The organism is Sinomonas sp. ASV322 (assembly GCF_030908245.1).
Classification (GTDB): Bacteria; Actinomycetota; Actinomycetes; order Actinomycetales; family Micrococcaceae; genus Sinomonas.
The window spans coordinates 150,877-174,446 of the sequence record NZ_JAVFJJ010000009.1 but is presented as its reverse complement, the minus strand read 5'-3'; the positions used below and the strand labels follow the sequence as shown (position 1 = coordinate 174,446).

At 69.5% G+C, this 23,570-nt stretch carries 26 protein-coding genes; 13 read left to right on the top strand and 13 right to left on the bottom strand.

Features of this window, described 5'->3' with window-relative positions; translation table 11 throughout:
• Positions 1–45 precede the first annotated feature (45 nt).
• Complete coding sequence (locus tag RBS12_RS13695; protein ID WP_307964926.1) at positions 46–1,140, top strand: IS110 family transposase; 1,095 nt, start codon at positions 46–48, stop codon at positions 1,138–1,140.
• 289 nt (positions 1,141–1,429) lie between these two features.
• Here the strand turns inward: RBS12_RS13695 and galE are convergent, their stop codons facing one another.
• Positions 1,430–2,446 carry a UDP-glucose 4-epimerase GalE gene (galE, locus tag RBS12_RS13690; protein WP_307966667.1) on the bottom strand — a complete coding sequence of 339 codons (1,017 nt, stop codon included), beginning with the start codon at positions 2,444–2,446 and terminating at the stop codon, positions 1,430–1,432.
• A 91-nt stretch (positions 2,447–2,537) separates the two neighbouring features.
• On the opposite strand from galE, the gene RBS12_RS13685 reads away from it, so the two are divergent.
• Positions 2,538–3,110 carry a TetR family transcriptional regulator C-terminal domain-containing protein gene (locus RBS12_RS13685; protein WP_307966666.1) on the top strand — a complete coding sequence of 191 codons (573 nt, stop codon included), beginning with the start codon at positions 2,538–2,540 and terminating at the stop codon, positions 3,108–3,110.
• 46 nt (positions 3,111–3,156) lie between these two features.
• Positions 3,157–3,768, top strand: coding sequence for a hypothetical protein (locus RBS12_RS13680; protein ID WP_307966665.1), 612 nt, complete (start codon positions 3,157–3,159; stop codon positions 3,766–3,768).
• 22 nt (positions 3,769–3,790) lie between these two features.
• Here the strand turns inward: RBS12_RS13680 and RBS12_RS13675 are convergent, their stop codons facing one another.
• Together RBS12_RS13675 and dapD are read right to left on the bottom strand one after the other, a co-directional pair.
• Positions 3,791–4,642, bottom strand: a complete 852-nt coding sequence (locus RBS12_RS13675) for a hypothetical protein (protein ID WP_307966664.1) — start codon at positions 4,640–4,642, stop codon at positions 3,791–3,793.
• Positions 4,643–4,737: 95 nt separating this feature from the next.
• Positions 4,738–5,757, bottom strand: coding sequence for a 2,3,4,5-tetrahydropyridine-2,6-dicarboxylate N-succinyltransferase (gene dapD / locus RBS12_RS13670; RefSeq protein ID WP_307966663.1), 1,020 nt, complete (start codon positions 5,755–5,757; stop codon positions 4,738–4,740).
• Between the two features lie 69 nt (positions 5,758–5,826).
• Here dapD and dapE point away from each other — a divergent pair, with 69 nt between their 5' ends.
• Positions 5,827–6,984, top strand: a complete 1,158-nt coding sequence (gene dapE / locus RBS12_RS13665; RefSeq protein ID WP_373886522.1) for a succinyl-diaminopimelate desuccinylase — start codon at positions 5,827–5,829, stop codon at positions 6,982–6,984.
• Positions 6,985–7,078: 94 nt separating this feature from the next.
• Here the strand turns inward: dapE and RBS12_RS13660 are convergent, their stop codons facing one another.
• The 4 genes from RBS12_RS13660 to RBS12_RS13645 all read right to left on the bottom strand — a co-directional run bounded on the left by RBS12_RS13660 (position 7,079) and on the right by RBS12_RS13645 (position 10,386).
• Positions 7,079–7,954 carry an amino acid ABC transporter permease gene (locus RBS12_RS13660; RefSeq protein ID WP_307966661.1) on the bottom strand — a complete coding sequence of 292 codons (876 nt, stop codon included), beginning with the start codon at positions 7,952–7,954 and terminating at the stop codon, positions 7,079–7,081.
• Positions 7,951–8,598 carry an amino acid ABC transporter permease gene (locus RBS12_RS13655; RefSeq protein WP_307966660.1) on the bottom strand — a complete coding sequence of 216 codons (648 nt, stop codon included), beginning with the start codon at positions 8,596–8,598 and terminating at the stop codon, positions 7,951–7,953. Before RBS12_RS13655 ends, RBS12_RS13660 begins: the two co-directional genes overlap by 4 nt.
• Before the next feature lie 69 nt (positions 8,599–8,667).
• A complete protein-coding gene (locus tag RBS12_RS13650; RefSeq protein WP_307966659.1) occupies positions 8,668–9,570 on the bottom strand; it encodes a glutamate ABC transporter substrate-binding protein in 903 nt (300 codons plus the stop codon).
• A gap of 60 nt (positions 9,571–9,630) precedes the next feature.
• Positions 9,631–10,386: an amino acid ABC transporter ATP-binding protein gene (locus RBS12_RS13645; protein ID WP_307966658.1), complete on the bottom strand. Its 756-nt coding sequence runs from the start codon at positions 10,384–10,386 to the stop codon at positions 9,631–9,633.
• 94 nt (positions 10,387–10,480) lie between these two features.
• Here RBS12_RS13645 and RBS12_RS13640 point away from each other — a divergent pair, with 94 nt between their 5' ends.
• The 4 genes from RBS12_RS13640 (at position 10,481) to RBS12_RS13625 (ending at position 13,305) form a co-directional block, all read left to right on the top strand.
• Positions 10,481–11,323, top strand: a complete 843-nt coding sequence (locus RBS12_RS13640) for a TIGR00730 family Rossman fold protein (protein WP_307966657.1) — start codon at positions 10,481–10,483, stop codon at positions 11,321–11,323.
• The gene (locus RBS12_RS13635; RefSeq protein WP_307966656.1) at positions 11,320–11,646 is read left to right on the top strand and encodes a DivIVA domain-containing protein; all 327 of its coding nucleotides are present in this window, start codon (positions 11,320–11,322) and stop codon (positions 11,644–11,646) included. The genes RBS12_RS13640 and RBS12_RS13635 overlap by 4 nt, the downstream gene beginning before the upstream one ends.
• Entirely contained in the window at positions 11,643–12,977 is a 1,335-nt protein-coding gene (locus RBS12_RS13630) for a hypothetical protein (protein WP_307966655.1), read from the top strand. The genes RBS12_RS13635 and RBS12_RS13630 overlap by 4 nt, the downstream gene beginning before the upstream one ends.
• A 160-nt stretch (positions 12,978–13,137) precedes the next feature.
• On the top strand, positions 13,138–13,305 hold the full coding sequence (locus RBS12_RS13625; protein ID WP_138414063.1) for a DUF3117 domain-containing protein: 168 nt from the start codon (positions 13,138–13,140) through the stop codon (positions 13,303–13,305).
• 75 nt (positions 13,306–13,380) lie between these two features.
• Here RBS12_RS13625 and RBS12_RS13620 read toward each other — a convergent pair whose 3' ends face one another.
• Entirely contained in the window at positions 13,381–14,010 is a 630-nt protein-coding gene (locus tag RBS12_RS13620; protein WP_307966654.1) for an O-methyltransferase, read from the bottom strand.
• Between the two features lie 196 nt (positions 14,011–14,206).
• Here RBS12_RS13620 and sigE point away from each other — a divergent pair, with 196 nt between their 5' ends.
• From sigE to RBS12_RS13605, 3 genes are read left to right on the top strand one after another with little or no spacing between them, the layout of a single operon-like run.
• Positions 14,207–14,824, top strand: coding sequence for an RNA polymerase sigma factor SigE (gene sigE, locus RBS12_RS13615; protein ID WP_307966653.1), 618 nt, complete (start codon positions 14,207–14,209; stop codon positions 14,822–14,824).
• Positions 14,825–14,833: 9 nt separating this feature from the next.
• Entirely contained in the window at positions 14,834–15,583 is a 750-nt protein-coding gene (locus RBS12_RS13610) for a hypothetical protein (RefSeq protein WP_307966652.1), read from the top strand.
• Between the two features lie 57 nt (positions 15,584–15,640).
• The gene (locus RBS12_RS13605) at positions 15,641–16,045 is read left to right on the top strand and encodes a twin-arginine translocase TatA/TatE family subunit (protein ID WP_307966651.1); all 405 of its coding nucleotides are present in this window, start codon (positions 15,641–15,643) and stop codon (positions 16,043–16,045) included.
• A 61-nt stretch (positions 16,046–16,106) separates the two neighbouring features.
• Here the strand turns inward: RBS12_RS13605 and RBS12_RS13600 are convergent, their stop codons facing one another.
• From RBS12_RS13600 to RBS12_RS13590, 3 genes are read right to left on the bottom strand one after another with little or no spacing between them, the layout of a single operon-like run.
• Positions 16,107–17,222 (bottom strand): Mrp/NBP35 family ATP-binding protein, encoded by a 1,116-nt coding sequence (locus RBS12_RS13600; RefSeq protein WP_307966650.1) that lies wholly within the window; start codon positions 17,220–17,222, stop codon positions 16,107–16,109.
• Positions 17,219–17,854, bottom strand: a complete 636-nt coding sequence (locus RBS12_RS13595) for a DUF1003 domain-containing protein (protein WP_307966649.1) — start codon at positions 17,852–17,854, stop codon at positions 17,219–17,221. The genes RBS12_RS13600 and RBS12_RS13595 overlap by 4 nt, the downstream gene beginning before the upstream one ends.
• Positions 17,847–19,127, bottom strand: coding sequence for a magnesium transporter MgtE N-terminal domain-containing protein (locus RBS12_RS13590; protein WP_307966648.1), 1,281 nt, complete (start codon positions 19,125–19,127; stop codon positions 17,847–17,849). The genes RBS12_RS13595 and RBS12_RS13590 overlap by 8 nt, the downstream gene beginning before the upstream one ends.
• A gap of 86 nt (positions 19,128–19,213) precedes the next feature.
• On the opposite strand from RBS12_RS13590, the gene RBS12_RS13585 reads away from it, so the two are divergent.
• Positions 19,214–20,068 carry a general stress protein gene (locus tag RBS12_RS13585; protein WP_307966647.1) on the top strand — a complete coding sequence of 285 codons (855 nt, stop codon included), beginning with the start codon at positions 19,214–19,216 and terminating at the stop codon, positions 20,066–20,068.
• A gap of 82 nt (positions 20,069–20,150) precedes the next feature.
• Here the strand turns inward: RBS12_RS13585 and RBS12_RS13580 are convergent, their stop codons facing one another.
• The gene (locus RBS12_RS13580; protein ID WP_307966678.1) at positions 20,151–21,734 is read right to left on the bottom strand and encodes an aminopeptidase P family protein; all 1,584 of its coding nucleotides are present in this window, start codon (positions 21,732–21,734) and stop codon (positions 20,151–20,153) included.
• Between the two features lie 91 nt (positions 21,735–21,825).
• Here RBS12_RS13580 and RBS12_RS13575 point away from each other — a divergent pair, with 91 nt between their 5' ends.
• Positions 21,826–22,683, top strand: a complete 858-nt coding sequence (locus RBS12_RS13575) for a PHP domain-containing protein (protein ID WP_307966646.1) — start codon at positions 21,826–21,828, stop codon at positions 22,681–22,683.
• Here RBS12_RS13575 and RBS12_RS13570 read toward each other — a convergent pair.
• On the bottom strand, positions 22,680–23,567 hold the full coding sequence (locus RBS12_RS13570; RefSeq protein WP_307966645.1) for a DNA methyltransferase: 888 nt from the start codon (positions 23,565–23,567) through the stop codon (positions 22,680–22,682). The two genes, RBS12_RS13575 and RBS12_RS13570, sit on opposite strands and share 4 nt — an antisense overlap.
• Positions 23,568–23,570 lie beyond the last annotated feature (3 nt).

The following is a 23,570-nucleotide window of genomic DNA, read 5'->3' as shown; positions in this document are numbered from 1 at the left end:
GCAGAGTCCCCTGCCCGGCCTATCCGACATGCGTGGGAGGCCCCGGTGTTCATTGAGCGTACGAGTGTTGGGCTGGATGTGCACGCCCGTTCGGTTGCCGCGGCGGCGATCGACGGCGTGACCGGCGAGCTGGTGCAGGCCAGGCTTGCCCCGTCGGAGCAGGCGATCAGGTCATGGCTGGCCTGCTTGCCAGGCCCGGTCGCCGTGGTCTATGAGGCCGGCCCGACGGGGTTCGGGCTTTGGCGGGCCTTGACCTCACGGGGGGTCAGGTGCGTGGTTGCGGCCCCGTCCCGGCTCCAGCGCCCGTCGGGGGACCGGGTGAAGACCGATGCCCGGGACGCGGTGCACCTGGCGAGGCTGCTGCGCCTGGACGAGGTCACCCCGGTGGCGGTCCCGACCGTGGAGCAGGAGTCCGCGCGTGACCTGGTGCGGGCGCGGGAGGACTGCCGCGGGGACCTGATGCGGGCCCGGCACCGGCTCTCGAAGCTGCTGCTGCGGCACGGGATCGTCTACGACGGAGGCGATGCCTGGACCGGGGCCCATGACACGTGGCTGCGCAGGGACGCGGCCCCGGCGCTGGGCTCGAGGGCGACCCGGATGGCGTTCGACTCCGACTACGAGGCCGTGCTGACGGTCAAAGCCCGCCGCGACCGGCTCGACCGCGCGATCGAGGAGCTCGCTGCGGGCAGCGAGTTCGCCCCGGCCGTACACCGCCTGGGCTGCCTGCGCGGGGTCAGCACGCTGACCGGGTTCGCCCTCGCGGTAGAGATCGGAGACTGGCACCGGTTCACCGGGGCCACCATCGGCTCCTTCGTCGGGCTGACCCCGTCCGAGCATTCCTCGGGCGCGTCCCGGGCGCAGGGGCCGATCACCAAGACCGGCAACGCCCACGTCCGCCGCCTCCTGGTCGAGGCCGCCTGGCACCACCGTGCCCGCTACGCGGTCGGGAAGACCCTTCGGGACCGGTGGGAGCTCGCCCCGGCCGCGGCACGGGCCCGCGGCGACGAGGGCAACCAGCGCCTGCACGCCCGGTGGGTGCGGTTCCTCGAGCGGCGCAAGCGCCCGACCGTGGCCAACGTCGCCGTCGCCCGCGAGCTGGCCGGCTGGTGCTGGTCCCTGGCAGTCATGGACGACGACTGACTCCCGAAGGCCGCTTCGCCACGGCGCAAGGTGCCGGCGGCAGCGCGTGGAGCCACCCGCGGCGCAACTATGAACAGACCCCCTCCTGGGGCCAACGTTCGCTCCTAGACACGCGGACCGACTCCAGCCGAACCACCGCCCTGCGGTAGCCAACCCGCGCATATCAGCCTGACCGCGCGTCGCCCAACGACACGCTCGCCGGCGCCCGCCACGCGAAGCACAGAGGCGCCGCCAGGACTCCCTCCCGGCGGCGCCTCGCCATGCCCACTTGACAGCGGACTACTCCATATCAGCTGCTCTGGTAGCCGAGGGGGTTGTTCTTCTGCCAGCGCCAGTGGTCCTGGCACATCTGTGCCACGGTCTTGGTGGTGGACCAGCCGAGGTCGGCCAAGGCGGAGGACGGGTCGGCCCAGAACGCGGGGAGGTCCCCGGCGCGGCGGGCGGTGATCTCGTAGGGGATCGGGGCGCCGACGGCGGCCTCGAACGCGTGGAGCATCTCGAGCACCGAAGTGCCCCGGCCGGAGCCGAGGTTCCACCGGTGCACGCCCGCGTGCTCCTCGAGGTAGCGCAGGGCGGCGGCGTGGCCTTCGGCGAGGTCGACGACGTGGATGAAGTCGCGCAGGCACGTCCCGTCCGGGGTCTCGTAGTCCCCGCCGAAGACCATGAGCTTCTCGCGGCGGCCGACCGCGACCTGGGCGATGAACGGGACGAGGTTGTTCGGGATGCCCTGGGGGTCCTCCCCGATCCGGCCCGAGGGGTGCGCGCCGACCGGGTTGAAGTAGCGCAGCAGCGCGATGCGCCAGCGCGGGTCGGAGGCGCCGAGGTCGGAGAGGATGTCCTCGATCTGCTCCTTCGTGCGCCCGTAGGGGTTCATGGCCCCGATCTCCATCTTCTCGACGTACGGGCTCGGGTTGTGCTCGCCGTAGACGGTCGCGGAGGAGGAGAAGACGATCGTGCGCACGCCGTGGCGCTCCATCGAGCGCAGGAGCGAGATGGTCCCGGCGACGTTGTTGTAGTAGTACTCCAGCGGGATGCCCGCGGACTCCCCGACGGCCTTGAGCCCGGCGAAGTGGATCACGGCCTCGGGGGAGTGCGCGGCGAACACAGCGTCCAGCGCCGCCTCGTCGGTGATGTCCGCCTCCACGAACGCCGCCTGCCGGCCCGCGAGCTCGCCCACGCGGATCAGGGCCTCCTCGCTCGAGTTCGCCAGATTGTCCACCACGACCACCTCGTGCCCCGCCTCCAGGAGCGTCAGGACGGTGTGGGAGCCGATGTAGCCGGTGCCGCCGGTCACGAGGATGCGCATGGGAACCATCCTACGGGGCGGCACTCGACGCGCAGGCCTCGGTGGTGCGTGGCAGCACATCTGTGCTTCGAAGCTGTGCTAGACAGGACACGTGCCCAGATTCGTCGACGCGGCCGCGCGCCGTCGTGAGATTGTCGAGGCCGTCAAGCGGATTGTCGCCGCAGACGGCCTCGCCCGCGTCTCGCTCCGTGAGGTGGCCGCGGAAGCCGGCCTTGTCGTCGGGTCCGTCCGGCACTACTTCGACACCGCCGAGGAGCTGCGAGTCCACGCCCTCGAGGCAGTCGCGGACGATGTGGCGGGGCGCGTCGAGGCTGAGGCCGATCTTGTAGCGCAGCTGTGCCAGCTCCTCCCGCTCGACGAGGCGCGCGCCGTCGACCTGTGCGTGCTCACGGCCTTCCGCCTCGCGGCGCGCACGGACGCGGCCCTCCTCCCGGTTGCGGACGCCGCGCACGCGAGGGTTGCCGCCGTCGTCGGCCGTTCAGTCCGCGCGGCCCTCCCGGACGTCGAGCCCCACGAGCTCGTGGCCGAGGCCGAGCGCCTCCTCGCGACCGTCGAAGGGCTCGCCCTGCACGCCCTGGTCCACGGGCGATGGCTCGACGCGGACCTGTGCCTCGCCGTCGTGGTCGCCCAGGCGGCGACGCTTGGCCGGGTTCCGATTTCCTGACCGGGAATACACTGGAAGGTGCAGGCTGGGCGCGAGGAGCCACACTATGCACCAGACACGTGGGCCGGGATGGACCATCACAACGGATACGTCCGGCCCCATGCTTGTTGCCCTCTACCTCAAGGACAACGCGGGCCTGACCGGAGCGGGGCTCCCGCCCGTCGCCCCCGCCCATCCGAGGGTCCGAGAGTCCGACCATCACCAGCTCACCCAGCATGTGGGCGGGGTCGGTGCGCTGCGGCGCGAATGGGAGGCCTGGTGGGCGCGCCTCATCGAAGGCGATCCGGACAAGGTCCCGGAAGTCGCGCCGCCCGAGTTCGCGGCCTTCAGCGAGGCACCCGCCCTTCAGCGCTCGCTCCAGGCGCACTTCGGCTCGGCGTTCACGTGGGCACGCGAGCGACGGGCCGAGTATGAACGGCTGGAGACGATTCGCGAGACCCGCGGCATGTCCCGCATGCTCGAGGAGATGGTCGCGAGCTGCCAGCTCGAGGTTGGCCCGGAGGCGAAGGACTTCAGTCTCACGATCATCGAGCTGCCCCTCGCAGAAGACCGCGCGTGGCTCGTCAACACGGACAAGGTCATTATGAGCCAATCGCTCATGGAGGATCCTGAAACGTTCCGCAGCTACCTCGAGCCCGTCCTCGCGATACTCGTCTGACGAGCCCGGCGAGACCCGCCGACTACGGCCCGGTCGCCAAGCGGATGACGACGACGCCGGGCTGAGTCTGAGCGTCTGCCCAGCCCTTGTTGCCGTCGCGCGTCCAGGCCTGCCCGCCGACCTCGACGCGCGTGACCGCGAGTCCCTTGGCGTTCGCGACAGCCCACTGTGCAACTGACCACGCGAGGGGCCCGTCGGCCTGTGCAGTGACGGTCGCGCCCGCGACGACGAGCGGCGGCGTGGTGCCGTAGGCCTGGTTGAGCGCGGCGCGGACCGCGGCCGGATCACCCGCGGCGTCGGGCTTGCGGAGCGTGCAGTCGAGCGCCCCCTGGGAGTTGCCGGTGAGCGCTGACGCGAAGCCCCGCCCGAGGTCCTCGTGCTGCGAGTAGGCCTCGGGGTAGGCCGAACGCTGCACGCGCTGGGCCGCATCCGTGATGGACAGTGTCTCGTAGCCGGACACTTTCACGAGGGCGTCGTAGAACGCGTTCGTCGCGTACACGGGGTCCATGAGCTGGGACTCAGTGCCCCAGCCCTGTGAGGTCCGCTGCTGGAAGAGGCCGCGCGAGTCCGGGCCGGCGTGGTCGCCGTAGTTGATATTGCGGAGCTTCGCTTCCTGCATCGACGTCGCGATCGCGATCGTCGCCGCTCGGGCCGGCAATCCGCGGCGAACGGCGATCGCGGTGATGAGCGACGCGTTGGCGGTCTGGTCCGTTGCGAGGGATTCCTTCTGCCCGTTGAGCAGCGCGGTACAGCCCTCGACGACGGGGGCCTCGTTCCGATTGAGCACGATCGACGCGATGTAGACCCCGAGCCCGGCCAGCACGAGAGCCACGAGTACCGTGAGCGCGCGCCGCGCGGTGCGGGCCATGGCCATGCGTTAGCTCCTTGCTGTGCGCGTGCCGGGCGCGTCCGCGCCCGGCACTGCGTCGGCAACCGGTCGGTCTACTGCGTCATGTCAGCGTGCTGCGGTCAGTTCGCGTGCAGCGCCTCGTTGAGGGCGACCGTCTGGCCCTGGCGCGCAAGCACCTCGACCTGTCCGGTCGTCGAGTTGCGGCGGAACAGGAGGTTCGGCTGGCCCGAGAGCTCGACGGCCTTGACGACCTTCTCGGCATCCTCGCCGAACTCGTCCTTGAAGCCGCTGATCCGCACGCGCGTTCCGGCCGTCACGTAGAGGCCCGCCTCCACCACGGAGTCGTCGCCGATGGAGATGCCGACGCCCGAGTTGGCGCCGAGCAGGACGCGCTCGCCGAGGGCGATGCGCTCCTTGCCGCCGCCCGAGAGCGTGCCCATGATGGACGCGCCGCCGCCGACGTCGCTGCCGTCGCCGACGACGACGCCAGCCGAGATGCGGCCCTCGACCATGGATGTGCCGAGCGTGCCCGCGTTGTAGTTCACGAAGCCCTCATGCATGACGGTCGTGCCGTCGGCCAGGTGCGCGCCGAGCCGCACGCGGTCGGCGTCGGCGATGCGGACGCCCGTCGGGACGACGTAGTCGACCATGCGCGGGAACTTGTCCACGCCGTACACGGTCACGGGCCCGCGGCGGCGGAGCTTCGCGCGGGTCGCCTCGAACCCGGCGGGAAGGCATGGGCCGAAGTTCGTCCACACGATGTTCGGCAGCTTGCCGAAGATCCCGTCGAGGTTGATCGTGTTGGGCTGGACGAGCCGGTGCGAGAGGAGGTGGAGGCGCAGATAGACATCGGCCGTGTCCGCCGGGGCCTCGTCGAGGTCGATCTGCACGAAGACGACCTTGAGCTGGGTGCCGCGCTCGGCGTCCTGGCCGCCCTCGGCTGCCGCCACGAGCTCGGCCGGGGCGGCATCGACGACCGCCTCGTCGCTCAGATGCTCTGCGGCCGTCCCGAGCGCCGGGGCCGGGAACCAAACGTCGAGGACGGTGGCCTCTTCGGCCCCGTCGGCCCCTGCTGCGACAGCGATCGTGGCGAGGCCGAAGCCGTGGGCAGCGCGGGGTGCGGCGGAGGATTCAGTCATGCCGTCAAGTTTAGCGAGGCGCGACAATCGGGCCGAACTCGCGCCGGGAAGTGTATTCGCACCCGGACTATGATCGGTGAAATGACGCCCGTTGACGAGGTTCCCACCGTGACGCTTGACCTGACCCGCGACGTGGCTGTTCTCACCGCCGATCTCCTCGACATCCCGAGCGTCTCGGGAACCGAGCGGGCGATTGCCGACGCCGTCGAAGCGGCCCTGCGCACCCTCCCGGGGCTCGTCGTCACCCGCAAGGGGGACGCCGTCGTCGCCCGCTCCGAATTCGGCCTCGCCGAACGCGTGATCCTCGCGGGGCACCTCGACACCGTCCCGCTGCCCGCGACGGACGGTGCGCGCGGCACCGTCCCGTCGTCGTGGGACGGCGAGCCGGGGCAGGGGACGCTGTGGGGCCGTGGCGCGACGGACATGAAGGGCGGCGTCGCGGTCCAGCTCGCGCTCGCCGGCATGCTCTTCGGCGGACAAGCGAACGACGACGGCGCCGCCCGCCCGGCGCGCGACGTCACCTTCGTCTTCTACGACCACGAGGAGGTCGAGGCCTCCAAGAGCGGGCTCCTGAGGCTCGTGCGCACGGCCCCCGAGCTGCTCGCCGCGGACTTCGCGATCCTTCTCGAGCCGACGGGCGGCACGGTCGAGGGCGGGTGCAACGGCACGCTGCGCGTCGAGGCGACGACGCTCGGGGAGGCAGCGCATTCGGCGCGTGCGTGGATGGGCAAGAACGCGATCCATGCCGCCGCGCCCATCCTCGCCCGGCTCGCCGCGTACGAGCCCGCGACCGTGCGCGTGGACGGCCTCGACTACCGCGAGAGCCTCAACGCGGTCAGGATCTCGGGCGGCACGGCGGGGAACGTCATACCGGACCGCTGCACGGTCGAGATCAACTACCGCTTCGCCCCGGACAAGAGCCTCGACGAGGCCGAGGCCCAGGTGCGCGCGCTGCTCGACGGCTTCGACGTCGTCCGGACGGACGGTGCGCCGGGCGCACGGCCGGGCCTCACACACCCAGCCGCGGCGGCCTTCGTCGCCGTCGTCGGCCAGGAGCCCAAGCCCAAATATGGCTGGACCGACGTCGCGCGCTTCAGCGAGCTCGGGGTGCCGGCCGTGAACTTCGGCCCCGGCGACGCGCTCCTCGCCCACAAGGACGACGAGCGCGTCGAGCCCGACGATGTGCGCGCGTGCTTCCGCGCGCTGCGCGACTGGCTGGTGTCTTAGTTCTTTCGAGGGTCACTTAATCCGTTCAGGGGTCAGCTCCTGTGGGTGGAACACCCACAGGAGCTGACCCCTGAACGTTGGGGAGCGTCGAGGCTCAGATCGTTGTCGCGGCGTCCTGAGCCGCGTTGAGCGCGGGTGCGCCCTTCTTCGGCCCGGCGACCCGTTGACTCCGGCGGAGCTGGCGCTCGGCGAGCTTCGCGAGGCCGGACAGGATGAGGCACATCCCGACGTAGAGGACGCCGGCGACGATCGCAGACGGCACGATCGGGGAGCCGTATTGGATCTGTGAGCCGAAGTACTTGGCCTGGAACAGGATCTCGTTGTACGTCACGATGAAGCCGAGGGCCGTGTCCTTGAGGGTCACGACGAGCTGCGAGATGATCACGGGCAGCATCGACCGAACCGCTTGCGGAAGCAGGATGATCGACGTGACCTGCGACTTCGTGAGACCGATCGCGACCCCGGCTTCCCGCTGTCCCTTAGGGAGGGCCTCGATGCCTGCGCGGAAGACCTCGGCGAGCACGGAGCCGTTGTAGAGGACGAGGGCGACGACGACCGCGACGTACGGCGGCCACTTCAGCCCGAGGAGCGGAGGGAGTCCGTAGTAGAACATCATCATGAGGATGAGCACGGGGATCGCGCGGAACAGTTCGGTGAACCAGTGAAATGGGGTCGAGACCCATGCCCGGTCCGAGAGACGGCCGACGGCCAAGGCCAAGCCGAGGACGAGGCTCCCGGCCGCGGCCACCGCGAAGGCGGAGAGCGTTGCGCCGACGGCCTGAAGGATCGTCTGCTGCACGAACGGGAACGTGAAGATCTTCCACTTCGCCTCGGTGAACTGGCCGGTCTCGGCTAAGCGCCAGATCACGAATCCGATGATCGCGACGACGACGACGAAGGTGGCGACGCCAAGCACGAGATGGCGGATGCGGGCCTTGGCCCCCGGTGCGTCGTAGAGAACGGAGCTCATCGGGCCACCTTCCACTTCTTCTCGAAGTAGCGCTGGAGTTGCGCGAGGATCAGAACGAGGATCACGAAGATGAGCGCGACCCACAGGAGCACGATCATGCCGGGCTCGCCGCGTTCGGCGAGGAAGGCGCGAATCGACCCGGCCTCAGCGACGGAGAAGCCCGCGGCGACAGTCGTGTTCTTCAGGAGCGCGATGAGCACGCTGAAGAGCGGGGGGAGCACCGACCGGAAGGCCTGGGGCAGGATCACGAGTGTGAGCGTCTGCAGGAACGGCAGGCCGATCGCGCGCGCCGCCTCCGCCTGCCCAACAGGCACTGTGTTGATGCCCGAGCGAAGCACCTCGGCCACGTAGCTCGCGGTGTAGAGGCTCAGGCCGACGATCGCCGCGGTCGTGAAGTCGATTTCGGGCAAGCCCAGCTTGGGGTAGCCGAAGGCGAAGAAGAACAAGACAAGCGTCAGTGGCGTGTTGCGAACCACGTTGACGTACAGCGTGCCGAACCCGCGCATGGCCGGGACGGGGGAGACCCGCATGGTTCCGATGATCGTGCCCAGGATGAGGGCGAAGAGGCCCGAGACGAGGAACAGGATGATGGTGTTCCTGAATCCGGTCGTGAAGACGTCGAGGTTGTTGAGGAGAGTGCTCACTTCAGCCTTCTCTTTCGAGGCGAACGCGCGGCGGGCGGGACGCCTCGCGTCCCGCCCGCCGACCGCCTGTCAGTAGTTGTCGACGGCGGGCTGCTCGACCTTCGTCCCCGACTTGCCGAGAGTCGAGTCGTAGATCTTCTGCCACGTGCTCTTGCCGTTCGTGAACATGTCGTTGATGAACTTCCGCAGCGCGGTGTCGCCCTTCGGCAAGCCGACGCCGTACTTCTCGACCGTGAACGGCTTGCCGACGACCTTGAGGGCGTCGGGCTCCTGGGCGGCGTAGCCGATGAGGATGGCCTCATCGGTCGTGACCGCGTCGGCCCGGCCGTCCTTGAGCGCATCGACGCAGAGCGAGTACGTCTCGAACGAGGTCGTCTTGGTGTCCGGGTAGTTCTTCGTGATGTTCTGGAGAGGCGTCGAACCGGTCGCGGAGCAGACGGTCTTGCCCGCGAGATCCTTGTCGCTGTTGATCGTCGTGTTGCTCTTCTTCACGAGAAGACCCTGGCCCGTGATGAAGTAGGGCCCGGCGAAGTCGATCTGCTGCTTGCGCTTGTCGGTGATCGAGTAGGTGCCGACGTAGTAGTCGATGTCGCCGTTCTGGATCGCGGACTCACGGTTGGCCGAGGGGATCGGCTTGAACTCGATCTTGTCCTTCGAGTAGCCGAGCGAGGCGGCAACCCACTTCGCGATCTCGATGTCGAAGCCGGAGTACTCGCCCGTCGCGGCGTCCTTGAAGCCGAGGCCCGGCTGGTCCTGCTTGACGCCGATGCGGACCTTGCCCGCCGACTTGATCTTGTCGAAGGTCGGGCTGCCCGTGAGCGAGACGTTGGAGGCGACGGTGTACGGCGCCGAGGCCCCCGACTCGGTCGAACCGCCGCCACCTCCTCCGGATCCGCCGCACGCGCTCAGGGCGAGTGCGAGCACCGCCGTCGCGGCGGCAATGGCGGCCTTCTTGGTGCGGAAGAGTGCCATGTCAGCATTCCTTTCTCGGCGGGCCGTGGCCCTGGATGGGATTGTGCTGGGGTATGAGGGTCAGTGCGTGAGGAGCTTCGAGAGGAAGTCCTTCGCGCGGCTGCTCTGCGGGTTCGTGAAGAACTCCTCGGGCTTGGCCTGCTCGACGATCTGGCCGTCCGCCATGAACACCACGCGGTCCGCGGCCTTGCGGGCGAAGCCCATCTCGTGGGTCACGACGATCATCGTCATGCCTTCGCGGGCCAGCTCGACCATGACGTCGAGGACCTCGTTGATCATCTCGGGGTCGAGGGCCGAGGTCGGCTCGTCGAAGAGCATGACCTTGGGCTTCATCGCGAGCGCCCGGGCAATCGCGACGCGCTGCTGCTGGCCGCCCGAGAGCTGGGCAGGGAGCTTGGGGGCCTGCTGCCCGACGCCCACGCGCTCGAGGAGGGCCATGGCGTCCTTCTCTGCCGCCGCCTTGTCGACACCCTTGACCTTGATGGGCCCGAGCGTGACGTTCTCGAGGATGGTTTTGTGTGCGAAGAGGTTGAACGACTGGAAGACCATGCCGACGTCGGCGCGGAGCCTGGCGAGCTCCTTGCCTTCGTCGGGGAGCTTCTTGCCGTCGATGAAGATGCTGCCCGCCTCGATCGTTTCGAGTCGGTTGATGGCTCGGCACAGAGTCGACTTCCCGGAGCCGGACGGACCGATGACCACGACGACCTCGCCCTTGCGGACGTCGAGGTTGATGTCCTTGAGAACGTGAAGCTGGCCGTAGTGCTTGTTCACGCTCTGGACAGAGACGAGTGGAGCCGAGGGTGCTTCGGTTGTCATAGGTTTCAATGTAACGGAGATTACGGTGGGGGGCTCGGGAACCGAACGCCCTGCGCGGCAATCGTGATTCAGTCGAGACCGCTAGCCTTGGAGCATGACCACGGAATCACCGCGCCGCGACGACCGTTCCGTCCCTTCCCGGCGAAAGGGACCGCTCGAACTGCGGCGACGCCAAGCGCTCCAGGGGACGTCGGATCAGCACCTCCTCGACACCCATGGCGCGGGGCGCTTCGTCCACACGGATCCGTGGCGGGTCATGCGCATCCAGAGCGAATTCGTCGAAGGCTTCGGCGCTCTCGCCGAACTCGGCCCGGCGATCAGCATCTTCGGCTCGGCCCGCACCAAGCAGGGCAGCGACTACTACGAGATGGGCGTCGAGATCGGGCGCCTGCTCGCGCGCGAGGGCGTCGCCGTCATCACGGGCGGGGGCCCCGGCTCGATGGAGGCGGTCAACCGGGGCGCCGTCAACGGCTCAGGGACCTCGGTTGGCCTGGGAATCGAGCTGCCGTTCGAGACCGGGTTCAACCCGTGGGTCGATCTCGGCATCAACTTCCGGTACTTCTTCGCCCGCAAAACGATGTTCGTCAAGTACGCCCACGGCTTCGTCGTTCTGCCGGGCGGCCTCGGAACGCTCGATGAGCTCTTCGAGGCCATGGTTCTCGTCCAGACCGGGAAGGTCACGTCGTTCCCGATCGTGCTCGTCGGCTCGCGGTTCTGGGGCCCGCTCCTTGATTGGCTCAAGGAGACGCTCTTGGCCGAGGGAATGATTTCTCCCGAGGACCTCGATCTCATTCAGATCACGGACACGGCCGAGGACGCCGTCTACCGCGTGCTCGCCGGCGTCCGGGGCGAGACCGAGGAGCGGCGCGGCGGCATGTACGGCTCGGCCGAGGAAGAGGAAGAGGCCTGGATGTCCGACAAGGCCGACGGCGAGTGAGCTTCTTCCTCGTCTTCCTCGCGATCCTCCTCCTTGCGGGGGTGGTCTGGTTCGGCGTGGCCGCGTATCGGGGACGTCAGGTCCCCGATGCCATCGCGAAGGGCTTCGAGGAACCCTCCCCGGGACTGCCGCCCATCCTGCTTCCCGATCAGCCGAGCGCCGCCGACGTCGACCGCGTCCGATTCTCGCTCGGCCTTCGGGGGTACCGCATGGACCAGGTCGATGAGGTCCTCGAGCGGCTCCGCGACCGCATCGCCGCGCAGGACGCCGAGATCGCGAGCCTGCGCAAGGGCGTCGACGCCCGGACCGAGCCTGACGCATGAGCGTCACCAGGGCGGGCGACGGCGCGTGGTCGTCGCCCGGTTCCGCCGGCGGGGCGCGCTCCGCAGCCTTTGACGACGATGACGCCGAGCGGGCGACGACGCCGACTCGGGCGCCGTCGTCGTCCGTCCACGCGGCACTCGCGTCGGGCGCCCTTCGGTCAACGGGGTGGCTCGCGAGGCGCCCGTGGTGGACCCAAGTCCTCGTGCTGTTCGCCGCGTCGCGAGTCGTTTCATTCCTGATCTTCGCCGCGGTGGCCCTCCAGCAGGGTATGAATCCCTGGTTCCCCCCGCAGCCCGACTACTTCCACTTCCTGCAGATCTGGGACTCGGAGTGGTACGGCCGCATCGTCCAGCACGGCTACCCGAGCGTCCTTCCCCGCTCGCCCTCCGGCACTGTGACGGAGAATGCGTGGGCGTTCTACCCCGTCTTCCCATACCTCGTGAGGATCCTTGCGGCCGCCACGACCATCCCGTGGCAGATCGTCGCGCAGGCGATCGCGATGCTCGCCGGATTCGGGGCCGCGCTCGTGGTCTACAGGCTGTTCCGCCACTTCGCCGAGCACGGGACGTCGATGTGGGGGGTCGCGTTCTTCGCGTTCTTCCCGGTCTCGGCGATCCTCCAGGTGCCGTACGCCGAATCCCTCGGGACTCTCTTCCTCGCGTGGGCCCTCCTCTGGATCGTCGAGCGTCGCTACCTTGCCGCGATCCCCGTCGTCGCGCTCGCGTGCCTCACGCGGCCCATCGGGGTCCCGCTCGCCGCGGCCCTCGCGGCGCTCTGGGTGATCCGCTGGTTCCGCCGCGGCACCCACGGGGCCGCCCTCGGGGAGCTCGCCCGCCTCGCCGTCCTCACGATTGCTTCCGGCGCATTGGCCCTCGCCTGGCCCGCCATCGCGTGGGCCGCGACGGGCGTCATGACGGCCTACACGGACACCGAGGCCGTGTGGCGGGGGAGCGATCTCGTGCCGTTCATGCCGTGGTTCGACACGGGTCACTACCTCTTCGGTCCCGTGCTCGGAACCATCGCGCCGTTCGTGCTCGTCGCCGTCGTCGTCCTGTATCTGACGAGCGCACACGTGCGGCTCGTCGGCGTCGAACTGCGGCTCTGGTGCGCCGCGTACGCGCTGTACCTTCTCGCGTTCCTCTATCCCCAGACGAGCACCTTCCGCATGATGCTCCCGTTCTTCCCGCTCGCGCTCGCGGGCGCAGCACTGTCCCGCTCGCGTGCGTATCGCGGCACGGCTCTCGTGATGTTCGTGCTCTTGCAGATCATGTGGGTCGTGTGGCTGTGGAAGTGGTCCGAACTCCCCGGCGGCGGCTCCTGGCCGCCGTGACCGGGGCGCCTGACTACCGGGCGGTACCCCTGCTGATAATGTAAAGGCAAGTACAACGTGGCGGGGCCTCGCATCACCGTGGTGAAAGGACGGTGCGCAAGGTGTGCGTCCGATGGGCCTGCGATATTCAGCAGGCGAACTCACTGGAGGGGATGTTCAGATGGCAGCCATGAAACCGCGCACCGGCGACGGCCCGATGGAGGTTACCAAGGAGGGTCGCAGCCTCATCATGCGTGTTCCCCTCGAGGGCGGCGGACGGCTTGTCGTCGAGCTCAATGCCGAGGAGGCAGCGCAGCTCAAGGAATGCCTCGTCGGCGTGACCGAGTAGTCCGCGCGACTGACGTGAAGGAGGCCGGCCCCGAGAGGGGCCGGCCTCCTTCGTCTTGGGCGGGATCTGGCCACGTCAGCGCCGGGACGCCAGGAACAGGCCCTCTCCCGTCGGCAAGAGGGCCGCATCGAGCCGTTCGTCCTCGAGGAGCCGGCGGTGCAGCGCGCGCAGCGCGACGGCGGCGGGGCCCCGATGGGCGGGGTTCGCGACGCGGTCGCGGTCGAGGGCATCGTTGATCACGAGCAGGCCGCCCGGCCGCAGGAGGCGTACCCCTTCATCTGCGTACGACGGCGTTCCGGCCTTGTCGGCGTCGATGAACACGAGGTCGTAGGCGGCATCGTTGAGCCGGGGGAGGACAGCGCCGGCCCGTCCCGGGATGGTGCGGACCCGGCTCGCCGGGATGCCCGCCTCCGTGAACGCCTGGCGGGCCGCCTTGAGGTGCTCGACATCCGTGTCGATGGTCGTGAAGGTCGCCCCGGCGCGGAGGCCTCGGAGAAGGCAGACGCCGGAGACTCCAGCGCCAGTGCCTACCTCCACGACTGCGTTGGCCTTGGACGAGGCTGCGAGAATGGTCAGGACGGCGCCGACCCCCGGGGGTACGGGGGAGACGCCGAGCTCGAGGGAACGCTCGCGCGCGCGGGCCACAACGGTGTCCTCGACGGCAAGCCCCTCAGCGTAAGCCCAGCTGGTGGACTTGTCGGTCATGTCAGGAAACGCTTTCGGCTCGGGATGCCCCTCAAGCCTATCGCCTCCGGGGTCACGCGCTGCGCTACGCCCTTGGCTGAATGATCAGCGAACGTTCAGCATCGGCTGTCAGACTGGGGTTCCGCAGCGGTTGCACGTGGATCAGGGGTCCGCGGCAGAGTGCGGCCGCACAGGAAGCGAAGGTGAGGTGCGTGACGTGGCTCCACAGCGTGTCGCGGCCGCCCAGGCGCCGTCCGAGCCGGTTCCCTCCGATTGGGTGCCGCCAACATGGGAAGACGTCGTAGCCCAACATTCCGCGAAGGTGTACCGCCTCGCGTACCGGCTCACGGGCAACCAGCATGACGCCGAGGACCTGACCCAGGAGGTCTTCGTGCGCGTCTTCCGCTCGCTCGAGAACTTCAAGCCCGGAACGCTCGACGGCTGGCTCCATCGCATCACGACCAACCTCTTCCTCGATCAGGCGCGGCGCAAGAGCCGCATCCGCTTCGACGCGTTCGCGGAAGACGCCGAGGCGCGCATCCCAGGGCAAGAGCCGGGACCCGAGCGCAGCTACGAGATGAACAACCTCGACCTCGACGTTCAGGCCGCCCTCGAGGAGCTCCCGCCGGACTTCCGTGCCGCCGTCGTCCTCTGCGACCTCGAAGGGCTCTCCTACGACGAGGTCGCGGCCGCCCTCGGAGTCAAGCTCGGAACGGTGCGCTCGCGCATCCATCGCGGCCGCACGCTTCTGCGCGAGAAGCTCGCGCATCGTGACCCCCGGCGTGGCGCTGGAAAGCCGCGCCTCTCCCTGCCGCGCGTCGCCGGCCTGCGCTGAGGCTCGCGCATGCGGGAAGGACGTCGGCTGGGCCTCTTCGGCGGCCCAGGGAACCACTCGCGGGACCCTGAGCACGTTGCCGCCTGCCCTGAATGCCGTGCTGCCGTCGAATCGGAGCGCCGCTATCTCGCCGCGCTCCGCGGTGCGCCGGTACCGAACGCGAGCTCGGATCTGACGCAGCGGCTCGTCCAGCAGACCCGGCATTTGGCGCTGGCGGCCGAGCTCGCCGAGGGCGATTCGCCGCGCAGGAGGATCTTCAAAGCGGCGGGCGTCGCGGTCGGCGGGGCCGCCATGGCGCTTGCGGCGCTCGCGCTCACGGCCTATGTCGTCGCTGGCGACCCGCTCGTCCCGGGCGCGGCCGCGAGTTGGCCCGCGACGGTCAGGATCGACGGCGCGGGGCGCACCCTGACGGCGTCCGAGCTTCAGGCGCTTTCGGCGGCGGGCTGGAACTGTCCCGAGCTCGAGATCCGGGGTCTGCGCGTCGAGTCAGCCGAAGGCTACGTCCTCAACGGGGTCCCGACGCTCCTCCTGCGGATCAGCGACGGAACCCACCGGATCTCGCTCATGGAGCAGCGACCGTCCCGCGCGTCGTCAGTGGTCCAGACGACCGTCCTCTCGTCCGATTTCCCGACCGCGCAGACCGCCGCTCTAGCGCAGGGCGCCGGCCAGGCGACCGGTGCGCCGACCGCAGAGGAGAACCCCGCGGACCGCCTCGCGAGGGGGCTGCACCTCGTGCTCAGCGCGGCAGGGCGTCCCTGACGTGACGAGGCCCCGGACGAATCGTCCGGGTGCGTGCGCAGAAGGTAGTCTTCGATCGTGCCCGGAATGAACGAACTCTTCATCCTGCTGGTCATCGCGCTCCTGGTGATCGGCCCCAAGCGGCTGCCCGAATACACGCAGAAGCTCACGAACATCGTCCGGGAACTCCGCCGTATGGCCACTGGCGCAAAGGAACAGCTCAAGGAAGAGACCGGCGTCGACCTCAACGAGGTGGACTGGCGGAAATACGACCCGCGGCAATACGACCCCCGCAAGATCATCCGCGACGCGCTCCTCGAGGACGCCCCCGCAGGCTCGCAGAACACCCAGGACCCCGCCGTCGCCCAGGCCGCGGCCGCCGCTGCGGCGGCGCTCGCCGAGGCCGCCCCGCAGGCTCCCGTCCGCACGATCGAGCGGCTCGCCCCCGGTCAGCCCGCGCCGTTCGACACCGACGCGACGTAAGGCAGCCGCACCTCGCCGGGCGGCCCGCCGTCGTCCGCTCGGTCGTCGCTCCGCGTCTGGTCTAGCGGGGGGAGACGCCGAGGTTCCGTCCCGCGAGCCCGCGGGGAGCGGAAGCGAGCTGGCCCGCCACGGCTTTGAGCGCGACGGCCGACGGCGAATCCGGGCTTCGGAGGACAATCGGCACGCCCGCGTCGCCGCCTTCGCGCAACGCAACGTCGAGCGGCACCTTCCCGAGGAGCGGGACCGGGGCGCCGAGGACCTCGGTCAGGCGCTCCGCGACGCGCTCGCCGCCGCCGCTTCCGAAGACTTCGAGAACGGTCCCATCGGGGAGCGTCATGGCGGACATGTTCTCGACGACGCCTGCGACGAGTTGGCCCGTCTGCGCGGACACCGAGCCCGCGCGCTCGGCGACGTCGGCTGCGGCGGCCTGGGGCGTCGTCACGATGAGGAGCCGGGCGCTCGGGAGGAGCTGCGAGACGGAGATCGCGACGTCCCCCGTGCCCGGAGGCAGGTCGAGGAAGAGGACGTCGAGGTCGCCGAAGTAGACGTCGGTGAGGAACTGCTCGAGCGCCCGATGCAGCATGGGGCCGCGCCACGCGACCGCCTGGTTCCCCGTCACGAACATGCCGATCGAGATGACTTTCACGCCGTGGGCGACGGGCGGGAGGATCATGTCCTCGACCCGCGTGGGGCCTTGAGAGATGCCCATGAGGGCCGGAACGGAAAACCCATGCACGTCCGCGTCGACGATGCCGACCCGGAGACCGCGGGACGCGAGCTCGCACGCGAGGTTGACCGTGACGGAGGACTTTCCCACCCCGCCCTTCCCGCTCGCGACGGCAAAGACCTTCGTGAGGGATTCAGGGCGTGCGAACGGGATCCCGCGCACCGGGCGGAGGCGGTCGCGCAGGGCCTGGCGCTGCTCAGGCGTCATGACGTCGAGCTCGATCGCAACCTCGTCGACGCCGGGCACCGTTGTCAGCGCGGCGCGGACGTCGGCGTCGATCGTGCCGCGGAGGGGGCAGCCCGCGATCGTGAGGAGAACACGCACGGTGACCCGGCCGCCGTCGAGCGCCACGCCCGCGAGCATGCCGAGCTCGTCGATGGGCCGGCGGAGCTCAGGGTCGATCACGGTCGAGAGCGCGGCGCGGACTGCCGCCTCGTCAGGAACGGTCACTGCTCGCTGTCTCCTTGGGCGGCGGCGGGCCCCGACACGGCCGGCTCGAGGGACTCGCTCTGGGCCTCTTCGGACTCCTGCGCGCGTGCGGCGCGCTCCTTCTTGTCTTTGCGCCGTTTGCCGGAGTTCCCGAGAGTGGCGTTCTGCTCCGAGAGCTCTTCGAGGAGGGAGCGCAGCTCGGCGCGGACGAAGTCGCGCGTCGCGACCTCCCGCAGGGCGAGCCGCAGGGAGGCGACCTCGCGCGTGAGGTAGTCGGTGTCCGCGTGGCCCCGCTCGCTGCGTGAGCGGTCCTGCTCGATCTGGACACGGTCGCGGTCGTCCTGGCGGTTCTGGGCGAGCAGGATGAGCGGCGCGGCGTAGGAGGCCTGAAGCGAGAGAAGGAGGGTCAGGAGCGTGAAGTTGAGCGACTTGGGGTCGAACTGCCATTCCTGTGGGGCGAGCGTGTTCCATGCGAGCCAGACGACGCAGAACAGCGTCATGTAGACGAGGAACTGCGGGGTGCCCATGTAGCGGGCGAAGGCCTCCGCGAAGCGACCGAACGTGTCCCGATTTGGATTGAAGGTCGGGAGGAGCCGCGTTCGGCTTTCGAGCGGGATGTCGAGACCCGGGAGCAGTTTGCGCGGCTCAGCCAAAGCTTCCTCCGACCTTCCTCAGGGGCGCTTCGTCGTCGTGCGTGCGCCAGTCTTCGGGCAAGAGGTGGTCGAGGAGATCGTCGACGGTGACGGCCCCGACAAGCCGGCCGCCGTCATTGACGACGGCGAGCGAGTTGAGGTTGTACTGCGCCATGGCGTGGGCGACCTCGTGGAGGGGGGCGAGGTCGGACACGGGCTCGAGGCCCCTGTCCACGATCGACCCAAGCTGCTCGGGGGGCGCGCTGCGCAGAAGCTGCTGGATGTGGACGGTGCCGAGGTATCGGCCCGTCGGCGTCTCGAGCGGAGGACGGCAGATGAACACGGCCGAGGCGAGCGCAGGGCTCAGCTCCTCGCGGCGAACGTGCGCGAGGGCGTCCGCGACGGTCGCCTCGGGAGGGAGGATGACGGGAACCGGCGTCATGATCGAGCCGGCCGTTCCCTCGTCGTACTGGAGGAGGCGGCGCACGTCGTCGGCCTCGTCGGGTTCCATGAGCTGGAGGAGTTCCTCGGCGCGCTCGGCGGGGAGGTCGGCCAGGAGGTCCGCGGCGTCGTCGGGGTCCATCTCCTCGAGGACGTCGGCGGCACGCTCGTTGTCGAGCGACGAGAGGATCTCGACCTGATCGTCTTCGGGGAGCTCCTGGAGAACGTCGGCGAGCCGCTCGTCCTGGAGCTCGGTGATGACCTCGAGGCGCCGCTGGTCGCTCATCTCCTGGATCGCGTCCGCGAAGTCCGCAGGGCGGAGGTCCTCGTGGCTCGCGAGGAAGTGGGTCGCGGCGCGGGTCCCGCCGCGCGCGTCCAACCGGACCTCGTCCCAGTCGACGAGGACGGTCCCGCCGCGTCGAAGGCTGCGGAGCCCGCGGCCCGGGGTCTCCCTCCGGATGAAGAGCTTGCTCACGAGCCAGTCGCCGTTGCGCTGCTGATCCATCGCGACGTCTTCGACGGTGCCCTGGATGCCGTCATCGAGGATCGTCGCGCCGAGGTCGAAGAGGTCGCCGAGCACGAGCATCTCCGCGCCGCGCTGCTCGAACCGACGCAGATTGACGAGGCCCGTCGTGATGACCTGGAACTGGTCCATCGACGTCACCCGGGTCATCGGCACGAACACGCGGCGCTTGCCGGGGACCTCGACGACGATGCCGACGCCTTGAGGCGCCCGCTGGCCGCGCGCTATGACGACGACGTCGCGGAGGCGCCCGACGCGATCGCCGAGCGGGTCGAACACGTCGAGGCCGAGCAGCCGCGCGACGAACACACGGGCAGGGTTGGGGCTCACGTCCTTAGGCTACTCCAGAGGCAAGTTCGTGCTCACTCTGAGCGGAAACACAGGCCGACCGCGACATCTCGGGTAAGAATTAAGGCATGGCGAACATGTTCGGTTCTCGCGGCCCCATCGATCAGGCGCGATCCCTCCCGCAGGGGGATGTCGTGGGATCGTACACGTCCTACCTCGATGCCCAGAAGGCGGTCGACTATCTCGCCGACCAGCAGTTCCCCGTGGAGCTCGTGGCGATCGTCGGCAATGACCTCAAGCTCGTCGAGCGCGTGACCGGTCGCCTCAGTTATCCGAGGGTCGCGCTCAACGGCGCCCTGAGCGGCATGTGGTTCGGCCTGTTCGTCGGCGTCCTGCTCTCGTTCTTCTCGACCGGCGCGGGCCTCCCGTCGATCATCACGTCCGTGCTCATGGGTGCGGCCTTCTTCATGCTCTTCGGCATCGTCACGTACGCGACGCAGCGCGGAAAGCGCGACTTCACCTCGACGAGCCAAGTGCTCCCGACGAGCTACGACGTCGTCGTCGCGTTCGAAGCTGCGGTCGAGGCGCGCCGGCTCCTGCACCAGCTCCCCATGTCGCACGGGCAGCCGGGCTGGGGCAGCCAGCAGCCGTGGCAGCAGGGCGGCGGTGGCCACTTTGGCCAGAACCCGCACGGGCAGGACCAGCACGGCCAGGACCAGCAGGGCCATCCGGGGTGGGGCGCGCCGGAGGGCCAGTGGCAGCCGCCGCAGGAGCAGCCGCCGCAGCGGCCGTCGGGCTGGACCGACCCCTACGGCGTCAACAGCCCTCATCCTCAGGAACGGCCCGAGGAGCCCGCGGAGCCAGAGCAGCAGGGCCAGCCGCCCCGCAGCGGGTCCGGGTACCACGATCTTCCCGACGGACGGCCCCAGTACGGGATCCGCATCGACCAGGATCAGCCCCGCGACGAGGAAGACAAGTCTTAAGCCGAAGCGTGAGGCCTCGTCGAATCGTCAATGACGTTCGCCGCGAGACCTCACGCTTCGAGGGTCTAGCTCGCCCTGTCTGTCAGCCGAGCCGCTCCATCCACGCCTCGACGTCGTCGGGCATACGGGGGAGCTCGGCGCTCAAGTTGACCGGCCCGTCTTCCGTCATGAGGATATCGTCCTCGATGCGCACGCCGATGCCGCGGTACTCCTCCGGGATCGCGAGGTCCTCGGCCTTGAAGTAAAGGCCAGGCTCGATCGTGAACACCATGCCGGGCTTGAGTTCGCCGTCGAGGTAGAGCTCCGCGCGGGCCTGCGCACAGTCGTGGACATCGAGACCGAGGTGATGGCTCGTGCCGTGCGGCATCCAGCGGCGGTGCTGCTGGCCCTCGGGGGCGAGCGCCTCCTCGGCACTCACGGGCAGGAGCTCCCACTCCGCGAGCCGCGCGGCGAGGACCTTCATGGCCGCTGCGTGGACCTCCCGGAACTTGACGCCGGGGCGGGCCGCGGCGAAACCGGCATCCGCGGCGTCGAGCACGGCTTGGTAGACGCGGCGCTGTACCTCGCTGAAGCGGCCGCTGACCGGGATCGTGCGCGTGACATCGGCCGTGTAGAGGGATTCGGCCTCGACGCCGGCATCGACGAGCAGGAGGTCGCCCTCCCTCACGGGACCGGTGTTGGTGATCCAGTGGAGGATGGTCGCGTTGTTGCCGCTCGCCGCGATCGTGTCGTACCCGAGGTCATTCCCTTCCTCGCGGGCCTTCGCGAAGAAGGCCGTCTCGACGACGCGCTCGCCGCGGCGATGCGCGACGGCGCGGGGCAGAGCCCGGATGATCGCCTCGAAGCCTGCGGCCGTCGACGCGACGGCGGCCTCGAGCTGTTCGACCTCCCACGCGTCCTTCGTGAGCCGAAGCTCGGAGAGGGCCTCGGCGAGCTGATCGTCGAGCGCGTCGAGCTGGCTCAGGTCGAGGCTCTCGGGGTCGAGGGCGGTGTTGTAGCGTGCAGTGTCGACGAGGGCGTCGATGTTCTCGTCGACCTTCCGGACGAGGCGCACGGAGACGCCGCCGATCTCGGGCGCACCGACGCCCTTCGTGAGCGCGACCTCGAGCTCGTCGAGGTGTGCGGTCGCGATCCCGAGGCTGGTCTCGAGCTCGGCGAGCGTAGGCCGCGGACCGACCCAGAACTCGCCCGTGTGGGCGTTCGCGTAGAACTGCTCGGTGTCGCGGCCGGCGAGCGGGCGGAAGTAGAGCGTCGCGCTGTGGTGACCTCCGCCGTCGCCCGCTCCTTCCTCGACAGGCTCGAGGACTAGCACGGCATCCGGCTCGTGGTCGACGCCGAGGCCGGTGAGGTGGGCGAACGCGGAGTGCGGGCGGAAGCGGTAGTTCGTGTCGTTCGAGCGCACCTTGGGAGGGCCCGCGGGGATCACGAGGCGCTCGCCTGGGAAGCGCTCCGAGATCGCGCGACGACGGCGGGCCGCGAACTCGGCGACGGCGCCGAGCGGCGGGAGCGCTGCATCCGCGGGAGCCCACTGGGAGGCCATGAACCTCTTGAAGGCGTCGGAGCTGGGCCGCTGTGATCGGTTGTCGACGCGGTCCTCGAGCGGTTGGACGGAGGGCTGCTGGGAGGGGTGGCTGGGCTCGTGGCCCGGCACCGTTTCTGAAGCAATCACGATGCCATTCTTGCACCGGCCCCCTTCAAGTCCAGCGTTGGCCGGGCGGGTCAGGGCTCGGGCCCGCCGCTGAGGCTATCGTGGTCGGGTGAGGATTGATCTGCACGCTCATTCGAGCGTCTCCGACGGCACCGAGAGCCCCGCGGGCCTCGTCGCCGCCGCGCTGGCCGCCGGCCTCGACGCCGTCGCGATCACAGACCACGATTCGACCGGCGGGTGGGCCGACGCGTCGGATGCCGCACAGAGTCTCGGCGTCGCGCTCGTGCCCGGCATGGAGGTCTCGTGCCGCACGGCAGAGGGGATCAGCGTCCACGTCCTGAGCTATCTGCACGACCCCACGCATCGCGGGCTCCTCGAGGAGATCACGAAGGCCAAGGACGCGCGCCTGAGCCGCGCCGAGCATATGGTCTCGCTGCTCGCCGAGGACTACCCGCTCTCGTGGGACGACGTCACCCAGCACCTCGCACCGGGAGCCACCGTGGGGCGGCCGCATATCGCGGACGCGCTGGTCGCGGCGGGCATCGTCGGTGACCGGTCGGAGGCATTCGCGACGATCCTCTCCTCGCGCTCGCGCTACTTCGTCCAGCACTACGCGCCCGAGCCGGCCCTCGCCGTCGAGCTCGTCCGGGCCGCCGGAGGAGTGCCGGTCTTCGCCCATCCCGTGGCCGAGGCGCGCGGCCGGACGGTCGGCGAAGCGACCTACCGCGACATGATCGATGCGGGCCTCGCGGGGCTCGAGGTCTTCCATCGAGACAATCCCGAGGCGCGGCGGCCGTTCCTCCTCGAACTTGCCGAGCGGCACGGCCTCCTCGTCACCGGTTCGTCCGACTATCACGGGGCCGGCAAGGCCAACCGCCTCGGCGAGAACACCACCGCGCCCGAGGTGCTCGCGGAGATCGAACGGCAGGCGAGCGGCGCCGTCGTCGTCCGTGCGAAGCGCCCCTAGCCGGCCCGGACCACGGTCGCCGAGCTGAGGCGGGCGGCCATGACCTCGATGGCCTGGGCGTTCGCGTCAACGCACACGAAGCGACGGCCGAGCTCATGCGCCGCGGCCCCGAGCGTGCCCGAGCCCGCGAAGAAGTCGAGGATCCAATCGCCGGGCCGCGAGCTGGCCGCGACCATGCGCCGCACGAGCCCGACGGGCTTCTGCGTCGGATAGCCGGTCTTCTCACGCCCCGTCGGAGAGACGATCGTGTGCCACCAGACGTCAGTGGGCAGCTTGCCGAGCTCGCGCTTCTCCGGCGTCACCAGCCCGGGGGCCATATACGGCTCGCGGTCCACCTCGGCGCTGTCGAAGTGGTACTTCTCGGGGTCCTTGACGTACACGAGGATCGTGTCGTGCTTCGTGGGCCAGCGCCGGCGCGTGCGCGCGCCGAAGTCGTAGGCCCACACGATCTCGTTGAGGAAGCATTCCCGCCCGAAGATCACGTCAAGCATGACCTTGGCGTAGTGCACCTCGCGATAGTCGAGGTGCAGGTAGAGCGTCCCGTCATCCGCGAGCACGCGCCACGCTTCGAGCAGCCGGGGCTCGAGGAAGGCCCAGTAGTCGCCGAACGCGTCGTCATAGCGGTGCAGGGCGCCCTTGATGGTCTCGTAGCGCTGCCCGCCGAAGCCGATGCGGTCGCCGTCGTTGCTCCGGACCATGGTCATCGACTGGCGGCGCTGGGCGCGACCCGTGTTGAAGGGCGGATCGATGTAGACCATCGTGAACGAGCCGTCGGGAAGCGACGGGAGGAATTCCGCGTTGTCCGCCTCGACGACGAGATCAGGTCCGTCCGGACGCCACACACCCTCCGGCCGGACCACTCCGGCCGGCACGCTCGCGCCCACGTG